At 58.3% G+C, this 16,674-nt stretch carries 15 protein-coding genes; 4 read left to right on the top strand and 11 right to left on the bottom strand.

The window, feature by feature from the left end; translation table 11 throughout:
- Nucleotides 1-25 precede the first annotated feature (25 nt).
- From mraY to I6I12_RS04665, 9 genes are all read right to left on the bottom strand, one after another.
- The gene (gene mraY, locus I6I12_RS04705) at nt 26-1,132 is read right to left on the bottom strand and encodes a phospho-N-acetylmuramoyl-pentapeptide-transferase (protein ID WP_023021199.1); all 1,107 of its coding nucleotides are present in this window, start codon (nt 1,130-1,132) and stop codon (nt 26-28) included.
- Nucleotides 1,133-1,162: 30 nt separating this feature from the next.
- Nucleotides 1,163-2,692 carry a UDP-N-acetylmuramoyl-tripeptide--D-alanyl-D-alanine ligase gene (locus I6I12_RS04700; RefSeq protein WP_200288863.1) on the bottom strand — a complete coding sequence of 510 codons (1,530 nt, stop codon included), beginning with the start codon at nt 2,690-2,692 and terminating at the stop codon, nt 1,163-1,165.
- 2 nt (nt 2,693-2,694) lie between these two features.
- Nucleotides 2,695-4,230 carry a UDP-N-acetylmuramoyl-L-alanyl-D-glutamate--2,6-diaminopimelate ligase gene (locus I6I12_RS04695; protein ID WP_200288862.1) on the bottom strand — a complete coding sequence of 512 codons (1,536 nt, stop codon included), beginning with the start codon at nt 4,228-4,230 and terminating at the stop codon, nt 2,695-2,697.
- Between the two features lie 9 nt (nt 4,231-4,239).
- A complete protein-coding gene (locus I6I12_RS04690; RefSeq protein ID WP_034655422.1) occupies nt 4,240-6,108 on the bottom strand; it encodes a peptidoglycan D,D-transpeptidase FtsI family protein in 1,869 nt (622 codons plus the stop codon).
- Nucleotides 6,109-6,315: 207 nt separating this feature from the next.
- Nucleotides 6,316-7,092, bottom strand: a complete 777-nt coding sequence (gene ftsL, locus I6I12_RS04685) for a cell division protein FtsL (protein WP_200288861.1) — start codon at nt 7,090-7,092, stop codon at nt 6,316-6,318.
- On the bottom strand, nt 7,089-8,129 hold the full coding sequence (gene rsmH, locus I6I12_RS04680; RefSeq protein WP_432417961.1) for a 16S rRNA (cytosine(1402)-N(4))-methyltransferase RsmH: 1,041 nt from the start codon (nt 8,127-8,129) through the stop codon (nt 7,089-7,091). The genes ftsL and rsmH overlap by 4 nt, the downstream gene beginning before the upstream one ends.
- Nucleotides 8,130-8,287: 158 nt before the next feature.
- Nucleotides 8,288-8,722, bottom strand: coding sequence for a division/cell wall cluster transcriptional repressor MraZ (mraZ, locus tag I6I12_RS04675; protein WP_005324499.1), 435 nt, complete (start codon nt 8,720-8,722; stop codon nt 8,288-8,290).
- A 451-nt stretch (nt 8,723-9,173) separates the two neighbouring features.
- Entirely contained in the window at nt 9,174-9,572 is a 399-nt protein-coding gene (locus tag I6I12_RS04670; protein WP_023021193.1) for a DUF3040 domain-containing protein, read from the bottom strand.
- Between the two features lie 109 nt (nt 9,573-9,681).
- The gene (locus tag I6I12_RS04665) at nt 9,682-10,113 is read right to left on the bottom strand and encodes an SAV_6107 family HEPN domain-containing protein (protein ID WP_200288860.1); all 432 of its coding nucleotides are present in this window, start codon (nt 10,111-10,113) and stop codon (nt 9,682-9,684) included.
- Nucleotides 10,114-10,344: 231 nt separating this feature from the next.
- Here I6I12_RS04665 and I6I12_RS04660 point away from each other — a divergent pair, with 231 nt between their 5' ends.
- Genes I6I12_RS04660 through I6I12_RS04650 form a run of 3 tightly spaced genes read left to right on the top strand, consistent with a single transcriptional unit; the run spans nt 10,345 to nt 13,529 of the window.
- Complete coding sequence (locus I6I12_RS04660; RefSeq protein ID WP_023021191.1) at nt 10,345-10,899, top strand: GNAT family N-acetyltransferase; 555 nt, start codon at nt 10,345-10,347, stop codon at nt 10,897-10,899.
- A 50-nt stretch (nt 10,900-10,949) separates the two neighbouring features.
- On the top strand, nt 10,950-12,029 hold the full coding sequence (locus I6I12_RS04655; RefSeq protein ID WP_034655886.1) for a polyprenyl synthetase family protein: 1,080 nt from the start codon (nt 10,950-10,952) through the stop codon (nt 12,027-12,029).
- 9 nt (nt 12,030-12,038) lie between these two features.
- Nucleotides 12,039-13,529 (top strand): alpha-(1->6)-mannopyranosyltransferase A, encoded by a 1,491-nt coding sequence (locus I6I12_RS04650; protein ID WP_023021189.1) that lies wholly within the window; start codon nt 12,039-12,041, stop codon nt 13,527-13,529.
- Here the strand turns inward: I6I12_RS04650 and I6I12_RS04645 are convergent.
- Complete coding sequence (locus I6I12_RS04645) at nt 13,498-13,902, bottom strand: Rv2175c family DNA-binding protein (RefSeq protein WP_023021188.1); 405 nt, start codon at nt 13,900-13,902, stop codon at nt 13,498-13,500. The two genes, I6I12_RS04650 and I6I12_RS04645, sit on opposite strands and share 32 nt — an antisense overlap.
- Before the next feature lie 10 nt (nt 13,903-13,912).
- Here I6I12_RS04645 and I6I12_RS04640 point away from each other — a divergent pair, with 10 nt between their 5' ends.
- Entirely contained in the window at nt 13,913-15,247 is a 1,335-nt protein-coding gene (locus I6I12_RS04640; protein WP_023021187.1) for a protein kinase domain-containing protein, read from the top strand.
- Here I6I12_RS04640 and I6I12_RS04635 read toward each other — a convergent pair.
- Complete coding sequence (locus I6I12_RS04635; protein ID WP_023021186.1) at nt 15,244-16,632, bottom strand: class II 3-deoxy-7-phosphoheptulonate synthase; 1,389 nt, start codon at nt 16,630-16,632, stop codon at nt 15,244-15,246. The genes I6I12_RS04640 and I6I12_RS04635 overlap by 4 nt on opposite strands.
- Nucleotides 16,633-16,674 lie beyond the last annotated feature (42 nt).

Below are 16,674 nucleotides of genomic sequence, written 5' to 3'. Positions count from 1 at the left end.
TCGATAAAGCTAGAAGGCGTGAGTCTTAAGAACTAAAACCGACCGCGGACAGCCAGTCACCATAAAAGATGCATACGCCGGCAATGGCGGCCATGGCGCTGAGCAACCAAAAGCGAGTGACCACGGCGGTCTCTGCCCAGCCACCGTTTTCAAAGTGGTGGTGGATGGGCGCCATGCGGAAAAAGCGCTTTCCGGTGCTGCGGAAGACGATGATCTGGATAACCACGGAGACCGTCTCAATAACGAAGATGGCGCCGATGATGATCATGAGCAGCTCGGTACGGGTGGTCACGGACAGGCCAGCGACGAGACCACCGAGTGCTAGTGAGCCGGTATCGCCCATAAAGATTTTCGCCGGTGCGGCATTCCACCACAAAAAGCCCAAGCAACCGCCCAGGCCAGCTGCAGCCAGCACGGCGAGGTCGAGTGGATCACGGACCTCATAGCACCCCGCCGCAGGCGACACCGCGCAAGAATTGCGGAACTGCCAGAAGGAAATGAGCGCGTAGGCTCCCATGACCATCGCAGTGGTGCCGGCGGCCAAACCGTCGAGGCCATCGGTGAGGTTTACGGCATTCGACCACGCCGCGATGAGTAGATAGAGAAAGACCAAGAAAACGATGGTGCCGATAATGGCGCCGCCCACGGCGATATCGAAGGTGTCAAAATCGCGGACGAAGGACAGGTTTGTAGACGCCGGGGTCAAGCCGTGTGCATCTGGGAACTGCAGTGCCAAGATGCCGAAGATAAGCGCGACGGCTAGTTGACCTACCAGCTTAGCGGTCTTATTGAGGCCGAGGTTACGCTTTTTAAACAGCTTGATGAAGTCATCGGCAAAGCCCAGTCCGCCCAAGCCCATGGTGAGGAAGTAGACCAAGAGACCGGAGGGGCTAAAGCCACCGTTGCCCGTCACGCGGGCGTAAATGCCCACCACAAGGTAGGCCACAGTGATGGCGAGCAAAATCGCCAGTCCGCCCATGGTTGGGGTGCCGCGCTTGCGTAGGTGCAGCTGTGGCCCATCCTCGCGGATTTCCTGCCCCTTGCCTACGCCGGAAAAGTAGCGGACCAACATGGGAGTGGTAAAAATCGCGACGAGGAAGCTGAGGATGCCCGCGATAATGATCTGAGTCATTGCTAGAGGTCTTTCTCCTTGTACTGAGGACTAACGGCGATTGAGCTTTTCTGCCACGCGCCACAGGCGCTGGGCATTCGATGATTTGATGAGGACAACGTCTTTGGCCTCGCGCTCCGCCCAGTCTTCGATGCCGGCAGGCGCTACCCTAATGATGTCTTCGACCGCCGCCGCAGCGGTGTCAACATCTGGGCTGATAGTAGTATTTATACCCTGCGCCCGTGCGGCCTCGACCATCGCCCTCATATTCTCGTTATCTCCCACGGCCACGAGGTAGCCAACGTGGTATTTGGAAAGGACCTCGCCCAATGTGCGGTGGGCAGCCACCGCTTCGCCGCCGAGTTCTCCCATCTCACCGAGCACGGCGATGGCACGGGCATCCGGACGAGCGGCTGAGGTATAGGCCAGCGCGGCAATCGCCGCGTGCATGGAATCGGGATTGGCATTATAGGAGTCATCGATGGTGGTGACTCCATCGCGGCGGGTTCGCACGTCCATGCGGTGTTCGGAGGCATTTTGGTGCCCCGATAGCGCGCTGGCTACCACCTGCGGGTCCATGCCTGATTCAATGGCTGCGGCCGCCGCTGCCAAAGCATTAGATACTTGGTGCCGGCCAAAGACCTGCAGTTTTACTGGAAGCGGGTCTGTGCCCGGCGCATGCAGCACGAACGAGGGGCGGGCCACATCATCGAGCTGGATATCGCTGGCGTAGTACTGGGCGTCGGCAGCCGGCGGCTTATTTGCCGAGTAGTAAACGACCTTTGCTGAGGTGCGTGGCGCCATGCCGGCGACGAAGGGATCATCGGCATTGAGCACAGCGACCCCGCCCTCAGCGGCCGAGGGCAAGGCCTCCACAAGCTCGCCTTTGGCTTGGGCGATGTTTTCACGCGAGCCAAACTCGCCTAGGTGAGCGGTGCCGACGTTGAGCACTACGCCCACGGTGGGTGCGGTAATGGTTGTCAGATGGCGGATATGGCCAATTCCGCGGGCAGACATTTCGGCAACAAGGAAGCGAGTGTGCTCATCACAGCGCAAAGCGGTATAGGGCAGGCCGACCTCGTTATTAAAGGAACCAGGAGGGGCAACGGTATCGCCCTCTGCGCGGAAAATAGTGGCCAGCAGGTCCTTGGTGGAGGTCTTTCCGGCTGAGCCGGTCACACCGACGATCTCTAGGCCCTGCTCCGCGGTCAGGCGGCGGGTGACTTCCCTGGCAATATCGGACAGCGCCTGGACAACCGCAGCGGCAGAGCCGTCCTCGTCGTGAGCATAGATATCCGCGTTCGCAGCATCACCGGTAACGCGGCCTTGAGGCTTGACGACGACCGCCGGAACGCCGACCGGCCGCGCGGCAAGCACCGCTACAGCGCCCTGCTCAACGGCCTTTTCCGCATAGTCGTGGCCATCCACTCGGGCGCCGGGCAGGGCAAGAAACAACCCACCTTTGGTTACCTTCCGGGAATCGAATTCGATGAACCCGGTAACGCGCTGGTCTGGGTCAGAAACGCAATCGAGGCTGCCCCCGGTGATTTCGGCAATATCGGCAATAGAAAGTGGAATCATGACTACTCCTTCGCATCCCTAAGGGTATCGCGCTGTAGGGTTCCGGCCAGTTTCTTCTCGATGGCGCGTGCCATTTCTTCGCGGTCATCAAAGTGCAAGGTTTTCCCGTTAACAAGTTGGCCCACCTCGTGGCCCTTGCCGACGACGATGACGGCATCGCCTGGCTCGGCCCAGTCAACGACTTCATCGATGGCACGGGCACGAGAACCTACCTCACGAATATCGCCCTGGGGCGCGGCTTCGCGTGCACCGTCCACCACCGCAGCACGAATAGTGGCAGGGTCCTCAGAGCGTGGGTTGTCATCGGTGACCACAGTGAGGTCAGCGCGGGTGGCCGCGGCAGCGCCCATGATGGGGCGTTTTGAGCTATCACGGTCTCCGCCGGCGCCGACGACGATGCCGACGCGCCCCTTGGTTCCTTCTAGTTGGCCGCGCAGAGTATCAAGCACCGCGGCGATAGCTGCCGGCTTATGGGCATAGTCCACCACGGCCACAAAGTCTTGGCCGCGGTCGATGCGCTCCATACGGCCGGGAACAGCGACCTTTTCCACGCCCGAGAGGAACTCCGCCGGCTCCTCTCCTACCGCTACGGCCATGCCCAGCGCCAAACAGGCATTGGCGATATTGAACTCGCCAGGCAGTGGCAACCGGAAGGAGAAATCGGCACCGTCATAGTTCAAGGCGACCTCTTGGGCGCCGGTAGCCTCGGTGGCGGTTTGGTGCGCAGAAATCGTGGCCGCAGCCCCCTGAGTGGCCACCGTGGTTACGGGGTGGCCAGCGCTCTCGGCGACGCCGCGCATGCGCCCGCCCCACTCATCATCGAGGCAGATTACAGCCTGCTCGGCCGCCTGTTCCCCAGCAAAGAGCTTGGCCTTAGCTTCAAAGTAGTCCTCCATGGTGGGGTGAAAATCCAGGTGATCCTGGCTTAAATTCGTAAACCCGCCCACGGCAAACCGGGTTCCGCGCACGCGTCCCAACTCCAGTGCATGCGAAGATACCTCCATCACCACGTGGGTGACGCCCTCGCTTTTCATGCGCGCGAATAGCTCTTGCAAGGTAGGTGCCTCGGGAGTAGTAAGCGAGGTAGGAACCGGGGTGCGGTTAATACGAGTACCGGTGGTACCGATAAGCCCCACGGAATGCCCAGCATGGAGCAGACCAGCTTCAAGCAGGTAGCTCGTGGTGGTCTTGCCGGAGGTACCGGTGACGCCAATGACCGTCAGTTCCCGGGTGGGGTGGCCATAAATTTCAGCGGAAATCGGACCGAGCACGGCACGAATATCGTCCACCACCACAATGGGGCGGGTTTCTTGGGCCCGGCTGAGCAGGTCGAGTCCGGCGGCGTCGGTAAGCACAGCCGCAGCCTTAGTATCGCGGGCGAACTGCGCGCCGTGTGCACGTGTGCCCGGCAGGGCGGCAAAAAGCGCGCCCTCAGGCAGACGGGAAGAATCCAGCCCGCACGCGGAGACCTCCACGGAGGCATCACCAATGACGCGCCCGCCAGAAAGCTGGGCGAGAGTATCCAATGAAACGGTCATACTAAGCTCCTATTGTGCCCGCAGGGTCAGCCGCGGTGCTGGTTTCGAAGTCGGAATATTGTCACGGTTGAGCAGCCAGGAGGCGATGTCTCGGAAAATCGGCGCTGCCGATTGGCCGCCGCCTCCATTGTCCTCCACACCGGATTTGGGTTCATCCAACATGACGGCAACGACGAAGCGCGGATCATCGGCCGGTGCGATACCGGCAAAGGTGATCCAATAGGCGGAGTTCGAATAGGCCCCGGTATTCGGATCGACCTTTTGAGCTGTACCAGTCTTGCCGGAGAGCTGATAACCCTTGAGTTGCGCATTACCGGCCGTGCCATTTTGCAGGCCAGCGTCATCGTCTTGGAAGACGGCCCGGAACATATCCACCGTTGTCTTGGCGGTTTCAGGGCTTATCACCTGGGTCTTTTTTGGCTCCTCCAGCTTTTCTTCCTTGCCGTCTGGCCCCTTCACAGAGTCAATGATGCGCGGCTCGATGCGCTCGCCGCCATTTGCCAATGTTTGGTACACGCTCGCCATCTGCAAGGTGGTCCAGGACTGGCCCTGACCAATGGGCAGGTTGGCGAAGGTGCCGCCGGACCATTGCTCCAGGTCCGGCACGCTACCGGCAGATTCATTCGGTAGTTCTACGCCGGTGGTATTACCCAAACCAAACTTTTCCAAGTACTTCGCGTATTTTTCTTGGCCCAATTTATCGGCAAGCATCAAGGTGCCCACATTGGAGGATTTACCAAAGATGCCGGTCGTTGTATAGGGCTCGGTGCCGTGCTGCCACGCATCGTTAACGGTCACACCCGCCATATCGATGGATCCCGGAACCTGGTGCACCTCGTCCGGGGTGGTCACTCCCTCTTGCAATGCGGCAGCGGCGGTAACCACCTTGGCTACAGAGCCTGGCTCATAAGGGTGCGAGACGCTGTGGTTTTCAAAGTCTTTGCCCTCATCGAGCTGATCCTCAATATTCTTGTTGGGATCTACGGTATCGGTATTGGCCATGGCGAGGACTTGGCCGGTCGCAGCATCAAGGACCACAGCCTCCGCGCCAGAAGCCTTGGAATTGGCCTTGGCCTTCTCCAGCTTTTGCTGCACATAAGTCTGCAGATCCAAATCGAGGGTGAGGGTGACATCGCGGCCATCAACGGTATCAACGACATCACGGAGCGTGCCCGGAATAACCTGGCCATCCGCGGATACGTCCTCGGTTGACTGGCCGTCAATGCCGGTTAGTTCCGTATCGCGCGCGGCCTCGAAGCCAAATTGGCCATGGCCATCCATGGATACCTTGCCCACGACATTCTCCCCAATAGCGCCATTGGGGTACTGGCGAATGTCTTGCCGGTCCGCTGCTACTCCGTGGTACTTATTGGAAATCTCTACGGCTACATCCGGATCGACATTGCGCACCAATACCTCGTATTGGGTATCGGCCTTGAGCTTATTAAGAATGTCTTCCTTTTCCACCTTGGAGGTCGAAGCTCCCGAATCCTCAATCATCTTCGGGATTCCCTCCGCCATGTCTTTGAGGGTCTCCTCCATTTTCTGGTTGAGGAAGCTATCGAGCTTCTTATCGTCCATGCCCTCAGTCGAGCCGTCATTCTGGGCCTCGATTTCGGCCTTGTCTTTTAGCTCATCGCGCAGACGAGTAGGTGAGACGGTCAAGGACCGAGACTTCATCGTATAAGCCAAGCGCTGGCCGTCGCGGTCTAAAATCTCTCCCCTACGGGCCGGCTCAATATAGACGCGCTCGCGCTGAGTTACGGCCTTGGCGGAAAGGTCCGGACCCCATACGAGCTGCACCCAGGCTAGTCGGCCGACAAGGACAACCATAGCCACGAGCACCACGGAGACGATAATGCGCAGACGCTTGCGCATCAGCTTCTTTTGCGGCACCGCGGAGCTGGTGGTGCGGCGCGGGCGGCGCCTAGCCCTACTTGGCGTAGTCACAGTCCAATGTCACCTTCCCTATTTCCGCCACAATTTCTTGCGTGTATTGATTGTGCCCTACAAAAGTCAGAATGCCCGCGCCACCACGCGCGAGCATCATCATTTTCACCGAATATTCTTTCCTAGCTACTCCGACTACTCGGCGCGGCTGGCGTACGGCGCACGTGCGGGAAGGTTGGGGCGCGCGTCATCCTGCGCGGCGCCGGTATTCCCGGCATCACCGCCGCGGGTGGTGCGCTGTTGGCCTTGCGGCACGGCGTTTAAGGAATCCGAGAGGCCTTCAGTATCCTTCGGGTCGCTGGAAGCTTGGCTGGGGCGGATAGGTTCTCCGTTTACGTCAATAAGCTTTTCCGTATCCGGGGTGCCTTCGCGCTTATCGACGATCTTTCCATCGCCGCCGACTTCCGCAATACCTGGCTGCTTAGGAATGGCCATGCCCATTTCATCCGCACGGCGCGCGATGTCTGCAGAAGAGCTGAGATTTTCTGCATCACGGTTGAGGGTTTCAATCTGGTTATCCAGTTGGGAATCCTGAACGGTGAGCTGTTGGATGGCAAAGGTTTGCTTGGTAGACAAACCGGACAGCCACATTGCCACAGCTACGCCGACGATGAGAAGCGTAAGCGCGATGACAGACAGGCGGGCAAACAGCCCGCTCTTCTTAGTCTGCGGCTGCAGCTGCCGGCCGCGGAAGCTAACAACCTGCTTCGATCCCAGGCGGTTCGTGCTGCGGCTGCGGTGCGGAACCCGGGTGCGGCTCGGGGCACGCTTCGTGCTGGGACGCTCACGCAGCGCCGTCGGGGCTCCGGTATCGATTCCGGTGGTGAAGTCTCGGCTGGCGCCCATGGTGCGAGTGGCCTCTCTGTCGCGGCTGTCAGTCTTTAGGTGGTTTCGACGTGGGATTGTGCTCATGGCCTGCCTCCCGGCGGTAGAAATTCTGGCATTCCCTCGAGCCTTTCGATGGCACGAACACGCACCGACGCGGCCCGGGAATTTTCTGCAATCTCCTCTTCGGAGGCCTTTTCCGCGCCTCGCGTCACGATTGTGAATTTCGGCGCGGTGCCAGGAAGGTCCATTGGCAGTCCGGCCGGAGTTGTGGACGTGGTCAATTCTTTAAAGGCCGCCTTCACGATGCGGTCTTCCAAGGACTGGTAACTCATAAATACGGCACGGCCTCCTACCGATAGTGCTTGGGTAGTAACCGGCAGCACATTTTCGATAGCCTCCAACTCGCGGTTGACCTCGACGCGCAAGGCTTGAAAGGTGCGCTTCGCGGGGTGTCCCCCTGTACGCCGGGTCGCGGCCGGAATGGCGTCGTAAAGCAGCTCAACTAAGCGCGCGGAGTTAGTGAAAGGCTCCTTACCGCGCTCCTTCAGTACAGCCGAGGCAATTTTCCCGGCAAAACGCTCATCGCCATAGGTCTTGAGGATCCGAGCCAAATCACCGTGCGAATAGGTGTTGAGCACATCCGCCGCAGTAATCCCCTGCGAGGGATCCATACGCATATCCAGCGGTGCATCCGTCTTGTACGCGAATCCGCGATCCGCCTGATCGAGCTGCATCGAAGAAACGCCAAGGTCAAAGAGGGCTCCCGCAAGGCCAACGCTGCGGGCCAGATCAAAGTTATAGCCCTCGCCTTCCGCAATGGCACTGCCCAACTCATCAAAGCGAGCGTTGACGCCAATGAAGCGATCGCCATAAGGAGCTAGACGTTCGGTTGCGTTGCGCAGCGCCTGCTGATCGCGGTCTACGCCAATCACTCGGACATTGGGGAAAGCTTCTAGAAAATAGCGGGTGTGGCCGCCGGCGCCCAAGGTGGCGTCAACAAGCACGGCATTATCCCCCGCCGTTTCTACTTGGGGGCGCAGGAGATCGGCCATGCGCTCGCGCATGACAGGCACATGGCCGTGATTATCAGCCACGTCATAATTTAGGTTTTCAATAGCCATGTCTCCCCGCAACCCCCTTTCTTCGAATCCCGGACTTCCAGTGGTGGAAAGCATGCGAGTGCGTATAGGGCCCTGTCCGAGGCAGGTTTCTGATATCGGGGAAGTACACCAGAATCATCCGCCTCGGACAGAGTCCTTACACGCACTCTTGTGCAGGCTTAGAGCAAGCCCGCCAGTACGTCATCGGCATCTGCGGCCGAATAAGCATCTTCAGTTTGCGACTGGTACTCGGCCCACGCGGCCGCGTCCCAAATTTCGAGAAAGTCCACAGAGCCAACCACAACGCATTCCTTGGACAGGTTCGCGTACTCCCGATGCCCCGCGGACAACGTGATTCGACCATGCCCGTCCGGTCGCTGTTCGTCCGCACTTGCTGCCAAGTTGCGAATGAAAGCGCGTGCTTCTGGGTTGGTTCGAGAAACCGCCGCTGCCTTCCGTGCTCGTGCCGCAAACTCCTCCCGTGGGTACACGGCCAACGAGTGGTCCTGCCCCTTGGTGACCATAAGGCCACCCGCGAGTTCATCGCGAAACTTTGCCGGAAGCGTAAGACGTCCTTTGTCATCGAGCTTCGGAGTGTAGGTTCCGAGAAACATCCCGGCATCCACCTTCCTTACTCGAAAACTCCGGATTCTCTCACTTCAGAATCGAGACGTTGAAGCCCCTCTTTCCTCCGCTGCGCCCCACTCTACCCCACTTTCCCCCACCTAACCCACTTATTGCCGCGTGTCTTTCAGTTAGTCCACAATTTCCCGCAGCTAGATAGCGGTTTCTTCAGTGGGAAGAAATCCCCTAAAAGACCTTGACAGCCCACTACAGCCACCCCTTACGCACCACCCGCAACACCAATATAATGCGCCCCGATTCCCTCACCTCCCCCATATCCTGTGTTATCAAGGCGTTTTGACTGGACTAACGGGAAAGCTACCCCACAACAGCCCACCGAACGCTTCTCCGGTGGGGCAAAGTGGGGAATTTTGGTTGGATACAAAAATCCCCGGTCAACCTTTACTGGGTCGACCGGGGTGAGCTTGAAAATGAAAAGCGCTAACGCCCCTCAAAACGGCGGCGGAAGTTTTCCTCCAGCTTATCGCTGACTCCACCCCTACGGGCGGCAGACTTCTTTGCACGGACACCAGAATCACGCTTCTCCACCGAATAGCCGGAGCCATCACCGCGCAGCATCCACACACCAGCGGCAAACATCACTAAAAAGCCCGCAATGGAAAGCGCAATAAACCACAGGCTCTGTTGTGCGAGGGCAACACCGCCAATGAGCATGCATAGACCGACAACAACGAGTGCTACGCCACGCAGGGTTACCGCGCCGCCAGAGCCACCGAACGACGCAGGCTCAGAAACGGAAGCGCCAAACTTAGGATCATCAGCAAGTAACGATTCCTCAATTTCACGGAGCGTACGCTGCTCCTGTTCAGAAAGAGACACTGTTCCTCCAACTAGGGTTTGGGCTTCGGGCGGCAATAGTTCTACTTATACTAACGCCCAGAATAATCAGTATGTTCCCTAAAAGGTAGTGAGCGCCCCCACGCAGTGACTACGCAGCAAAAGAGCCAAAAGAAGTCTCTAACTCACTTTCATCCAAGAACTGTGCAGCACGCTGCATAAGACCGTAGACAAAATCCCCGCCCGGGACTTCATCCAAGCCCGACGCTACGCGAGCGCGGGTACGCGAATAGCCCTTAAAAGATTCAGCCCACCGCTTTTCCTCCACACCTACGAGCGCTAGCCGGTCCCATGCGCTAGAGGGGAGGCGGCGACGTCGAGCCACCGCCGATGCAGCTACCCGCGCCCCCGCGGTGCGAAGGGCCGATTGGTACGCCACCTCTAAAGCTTGATCGAACCGCCCTTCAGCCGCATAACCGCGTGCGGCATCCAATAATTCTCGAGCCTGAAAGAGGAACCGCGCTCGCTTGCCGCCCGCCCGGCCATTAGAACGGGTACGCGTTGCCGAAATAATCTGTGCCATTGCCTTTGTCCTTAACTAAATAAATAACGTCGTTGGTTTTGCCCATTGACCCTAAGGAAGCCGCCGGACATTTCACCCTTAAGAATAGTGCACCTGTTCGAATTAGACAAGGGTATACCCTGCGCACAAGGTTCTATAAGGCCGATTGTTCGACTTTTTAACACCGCGTCCGAAAGACAGAGTTCGCCCCACTGTCCGCCTCTGGGCCAGACTTCTGGTGTCATAGATACTGTGAGCTTTGAAATTCGCCGCCTAACCCCGCCGGAGTTTTCCTTACTGGCCCCTCAATTGGTTGAAATCCATATCGAGGCAATGAACTACAACCCCGCCATCGTGCACAGCCGCATCTCCAGCTGGCGACGTGACTTGACGCGCCCTGGATTCAGCGCGCAGATAGCCACCCAGGACGACGGCATCGTTGGGGTGTCCTATGGGTTTCTAGGTTCTCCGGATAGCTGGTGGGACGCTGAGCTTCGTCGCGGGCTACGTTTGCAAGGCGGTCCCACTGAAGAGCAGTGGGACATCGTACGCAACTACTACGAATTGGCGGAGATCCACGTATTGCCGCAATACCAGGGACACGGCCTGGGTAAAAAGCTCTTAGAGGGATTGTTATGGAATGCCCCGGCGCGTTATGCCCTATTGTCCACGCCTGAAGTACCAAACGAGGACAACGGTGCCTTCCGCCTCTATAGGTCCGCCGGTTTTTTCGATGTCCTCCGCAATCACCTCTACCCCGCCGATGCCCGCCCTTTTGCCATCTTGGGCGCTAGGCTGCCGCTGTAAACCTCTGTTATTTCTTAAGTGCTCTAGGCGGTATCGTGTGGGATGTGACTATGCAAAATATTCCTGAGCTGGCGGACATTCCCGGTGCGGTACGCGAAGAACTCGCTGCCTTTCTTGATCAACGCCGAGAGCAGGTGGCCGCAATTGGTGCCCCTGTAACTAAGGCCGTGAGCTTTTTGGAATCCTTCGTGCTTGACGGCGGCAAGCGGGTGCGCCCCACCTATGCCTGGGCAGGATACCTCGCTGCTGGTCGCGGAGAAGAAGACCCGGAGGCCATGCTCCGTGCGGCCGCTTCCCTGGAATTTATCCAGGCATGTGCGCTCATCCATGATGACATTATCGATGCTTCAAATACCCGGCGCGGCAATCCTACGGTGCACCGAGGCGTCGAAAAGCTGCACCGCGAGTCGGGATACTTGGGGGACCCAGAATTTTTTGGCACGTCCGTAGCAATCTTGGTCGGCGATCTAGCGCTGGTGTATGCGGAGGACATGTTCCAGGACTCCGGTCTTAGTGCGGCAGCTTTACACCGAGCTCGCAGCCCGTGGCGCGGCATGCGAACTGAAGTCATTGGCGGACAACTTTTAGATATCTCTTTGGAGGCGGCCGGTTCCGAATCCGTAGAGCTTGCCAATTCCGTCAACCGCTATAAAACGGCCGCCTATACCATTGAACGCCCATTGCACTTGGGCGCCTCGATTGCCGGTGCTAGCGAAGAACTTATCGCAGCCTTCCGCGGCTACGGGCAAGATATCGGCATTGCCTACCAGTTGCGCGACGATCAATTGGGTGTCTTTGGCGATCCCGCCGTAACCGGCAAACCTGCCGGTGATGATCTGCGCGAAGGAAAACGCACCGAGCTTTTGGCGCTAGCGCTTCGTCGCGCGGATGAATCCGACCCGCAGGCTGCGGCCACCCTACGCAAGCTCATCGGTCACACCTCAGATCCCCAGGAGCTATCGCGCTTAGCGCAGATTATCGCTGATTCGGGCGCACCGGAAGAGATTGAGCGCCGCATCGCATCACTGACGCAATCCGGTTTGCAGCACCTGCGCGCCGCACGAGTAGATCCCGCGGTAACCGAAACCCTAGAGCAGTTGGCAATCAAGGCCACGGCTCGCCACAAGTAGGTTTTTGCCGTGTCAAAGACGTACTCCTTTCCCATTCCGCGCGCGCTACCACTGGGATTATCGGCATCCTGTATTTTGCTGTTTGCCTCATTCTCCGGCGGCGCTACCCGGAACCGCGGCGGGCTCCTTGAGGCGCTAAATATTGGCTTCTTGTCTTATGGTCACGGGCGCAATCTCGGTCTTGCGCTGTACTGGGTGGGCATTTTCCTCTTAGCTGCGGCTTGGGTACTCGCTGGGCGCACCATTATTCGCCCGCAGCTTACTAACCCTCGCCCCAAGGGCGGCTTACGCGATATCCAGCGCATCCTCTTTGCCTGGGTCACTCCCCTTGTATTTGCCGGTCCCCTGGCTTCGCGCGATGTGTATTCCTATCTCATGCAGGGCGCAATGGTCCGCGACGGCTTCGATCCTTATACCGAAGGTGCTGCTGTCAATCCAGGCCCCTTCCTTCTTGAGGTTTCCCAGGACTGGCGCAATACCACCACGCCCTATGGCCCCCTTCATTTATGGATAGGTGAATTGGTCACCGGCTTGGTGGGTGACAACGTCACCGCAGGTGTCGCCGCGTATAAGGTTCTTTCCCTATTAGGTTTTATCACCATCGCTTGGTCTATCCCCCGCATCGCTTCGAAACTCGGCGCTGATCCGGCGGTAGCTTTGTGGCTCGGCGTGGCAAACCCAGTCATTATCTTGCACCTCATCGGCGGCATGCACAATGAATCTCTCATGGTGGGTCTCGTATCTATCGGGCTGCTAGCAGCTTTGAACAGGCATTTCCACGCCGCCCTCCTCCTCGTAGGCACGGCAGTGGCGATGAAGGCCACTGCCGTCATTGCGGCACCTTTCATTGTATGGATGATGCTTCACTACTACGCGCCCAAAGGCTCTAGCAAGTGGCGGTCGCTATTCGTCTTTGTGCTTTCTGGCCTAACTGCGCTGGTAGAAATCATCGCTGCGGTAGCCCTCATCACATGGATTTCGGGAACGTCTTGGGGCTGGTTGTCTCAGGTAAGCGGCAATTCCAAGGTGATCAACCCGCTTGCGGGGCCAACCCTAGCCACTGATGTAATCTTCCCCGCCGTGCAAATCTTTATGCCGGATGCTTCCTATAACGCCATCCTGGCTGTCTTGCGCAGCATCGCAATGGTCTGCATGCTCATCGGACTGGTGGCGGTGTGGTGGCTATGCCGCAAGGACGACCGTGACGCTGTCATGGGCACCGCAGCCGCCTACCAGGTCGCCTTTGTCTTCAATGCCGTGACCTTGCCGTGGTATTACGCCTCCATCTTTACCCTGATGGGCACGTTCCGGCCGCCATTATGGCTTATTAAATTCGCCTCCGGCGTGGCCCTGTTTATCGGCGTCTCCTTCTCCGGCGATGGCAATCACCAGCTCTACAACTGGTTCTGGGTCATCGGGATGATCGTGGTGGCATGGTTTGCCATTCAGTGGATATTTGAAGGCGTGCCTAAAAAGCGGCAGCCTGAGCACGCCGGATAACCTCGCGGGCGAGGTGACCATGCAAGGCATCGATGGGGCGGCCCGGCAGTGAATCATCCTCAGTAAAGAGGTGCTTGAAGATTTCGGTGTCCTTATAGCCGCCGTCGGTCAATACGGTAATCGCCGCGGTCACATGCTTGGCAATGACACCTTTATCATTGAAGAAGGCCAGCGGCACCCGCTTTCCTTCTGGGGAATCCCAGGCGATGAACTTTCGGTCCTGCAGCAGGTCATAGGCGCGCGTAATGGGCAAGTCTAGCTTTTCTGCTACTTGCTGCATGCTGAGCAGTTCTTCGTTAGCGAGCAAGGTATCTAGGGATTTTTCTGCATTAGTCACGTTCTCTACTTTAACGCGGGCTAGAGGATCAGCCATACTGGGAAGCATGACTAGGTTGGAAATTGGTGACGTGCTGGAAAACCGTTACCGCATCGATCGCCCCATTGCCCGCGGTGGCATGTCTACCGTCTATCGTTGCGTGGACATGCGGCTTGGGCGAGCGGTAGCGGCCAAGGTCATGGACGAGCGCTATTCCGATGACCCAGTCTTTATCAAGCGCTTTTCGCGCGAGGCCCGCGCCATGGCTCGTTTGCAGCATCCCAACCTCGTGGCTATTCACGATTTTTCGGCCGATGGTGAGCCCATCTACCTCATCATGGAACTCATCGATGGCGGTACGCTGCGCGAGCTTCTGGCCGAAGGCGGCCCCTTCCCAGTGCAGGCGGCCACCTCTACCCTGCGCAATGTTCTCCGCGGCCTAGAGGAGGTGCATTCCACCGGGCTCATCCACCGCGACATCAAACCCGATAATGTGCTTATTACCTCCCACCACCGAGTAAAGGTGGGCGATTTTGGGCTGGTGCGCGCCACCAATGCCGAAGCCACGACAAACATGATTGTGGGCACCGTGTCCTACCTTGCGCCAGAGCAAGTAACAGGTGAGGAAATTACCCCAGCCTCGGATGTATATTCAGCCGGTATCGTCCTCTTCGAGCTGCTTACCGGCACCGTTCCCTTCTCTGGCGATACTCCCATGGCGCATGCCACGGCCCGCTTAAATTCCGACGTCCCCGCGCCGTCGTCGCGTATCTCTGGTGTGCCCAAGCTTGTCGACGCCCTCGTGGCCACCGCCACCGCCCGTGATCCCCGTGAGCGCTTCTCCGACGCCGGCGAGTTTCTCGAGGCACTCGATGACGTCTGCCGAGAGCTCGATCTCCCAGACGTGACCATCCCCGTGCCAAGGAACGCTGCGGCAGCGCGCACGGCACAGGCTCCTACGGATTTTTCTGGCACAGGAGCCACCGAGATCTTTGAGCCCACTCGCAGCATCTCGCAGGACGAAACGGAGCATCTTGACGGTGGCCCGACAGAAGTCATCCCGCCGCAGCGCCTTAGTTTTGAAACAAAACTGGATATGCCTCAGGCGGAGGCCGCTCCAGGGCCGCAGCCACAACCGCAGCCATATTCCACGGCCGAGTCCCCCCTCGAACCGTTTGCCCCGGCAGCTGCATCTGCGCCACCACCGGTGCCGGCGTCTGTCCCTGAGCAACCGGTCCACAGCGCACAAGAAGAACCCGCCGAGCGTCCGCTGACCAACCGCAATCCGCTTTCACTAGTTCTTTTCCTACTAGTGGTAGCGATTGCTGTTGGCGCGGTGGCGATCGGCGGGTGGTGGTTCGGTTCTTCGCTTTATGGCATGACGCCGAACCTGTGGATTTAGTTACGCAGCATCTCCGCAATGAGGAAGGACAGCTCTAGCGATTGCTGTGTATTCAAGCGCGGATCTACGGCAGACTCATAGCGGCCCGGCAGGTCCACGTCGGTGATGTCCTCGGCACCGCCCAGGCATTCAGTGACGTCCTCACCGGTGAACTCGAGGTGCACTCCACCCGGATGGGTGCCCAGTTCACGGTGGACCTCAAAGAATCCTTGAACCTCGTCCACAATCTTGTCAAAGTGGCGAGTCTTATAACCGTTGGATGCGGTAAAGGTATTGCCGTGCATCGGATCGGACTGCCAAACCACCTTGTGGCCTGAGTCTTCCACTGCCTTCACGATGGCAGGTAGAACGCTGCGGACCTTATCGTGGCCCATGCGCGAAATCATGGTCAGGCGACCAGGTTCGCGGTTCGGGTCGAGCCTTTCTGCGTACTCCACGGCCTGCTCTGGGGTTACCCCTGGCCCCAGCTTGATGCCCACTGGGTTGCCAATCATCGCCGCAAAATTCACGTGGAAATCCTCGATACCTCGAGTGCGCTCACCAATCCATACTTGGTGCGCAGAAAGATCGTAGAGCTTGGTATCGCCGTTATTATCCAAGCCCAAGCGCAGCATGGAGCGCTCGTAGTCCTTCAGCAATGCTTCGTGCGAGCAGTAGATATCGGCAGAGCGCAAGGTGTCATCGTGCACGCCGCAGGCATTCATAAAGTTCAGTCCGTTTTCGATCTCACGGGCTAGGTCCTGGTAGCGGGCACCAGCGCGAGATTTACGCACGAACTCACGGTTCCACTCATGCAGGCGGTAGAGATCCGCAGTTCCAGACGAGGTTAGCGAACGTACCAGGTTCATTGCCGCCGAAGAGTTTGCGTAGGCGCGGATCATGCGGGCGGGGTCGTGACGGCGCGCCTCCTCGCTTGGCTCCACGCCATTGACAATGTCACCGCGGTAGTTCAACAGACCGTTAGAATCCGTATCAGAGGAACGCGGCTTGGCGTACTGGCCGGCGATGCGGCCCAGTTTCACCACGGGAACCGAGGCACCATAGGTCAACACCACGGCCATCTGCAGCAGCGTTTTCACATTGCCGCGGATATGCGGCTCGGTATTTGACTCAAACGTTTCTGCACAGTCGCCGCCTTGCAGCAAAAAAGCCTTGCCTAGGGCAACGTCTGCCAGCTTCTTCTTGAGCGCTTCAATCTCGGGCGCAACCACGATAGGAGGCACGGATTCGAGAATTTTGCGCACGTTATTGGCCTGGGAGGGATCCCAGCTTGGCTGCTGCTTTGCATCACGCTTGATGACGTCTTGGAAGACTTCCTCGATGCCCTCAGGCAATGGTGGAAGGTCCGGGAGAACGCCTTGCGGAATATCTACTGTCCAACTCACACTGCTATTTAACCATTAAGGACCTATAGCGCGTTAGTTAAA

This window comes from Corynebacterium kefirresidentii (assembly GCF_016599755.1).
Lineage (GTDB): Bacteria > Actinomycetota > Actinomycetes > Mycobacteriales > Mycobacteriaceae > Corynebacterium > Corynebacterium kefirresidentii.
This window is presented reverse-complemented; position numbering and strand designations above follow the sequence as displayed.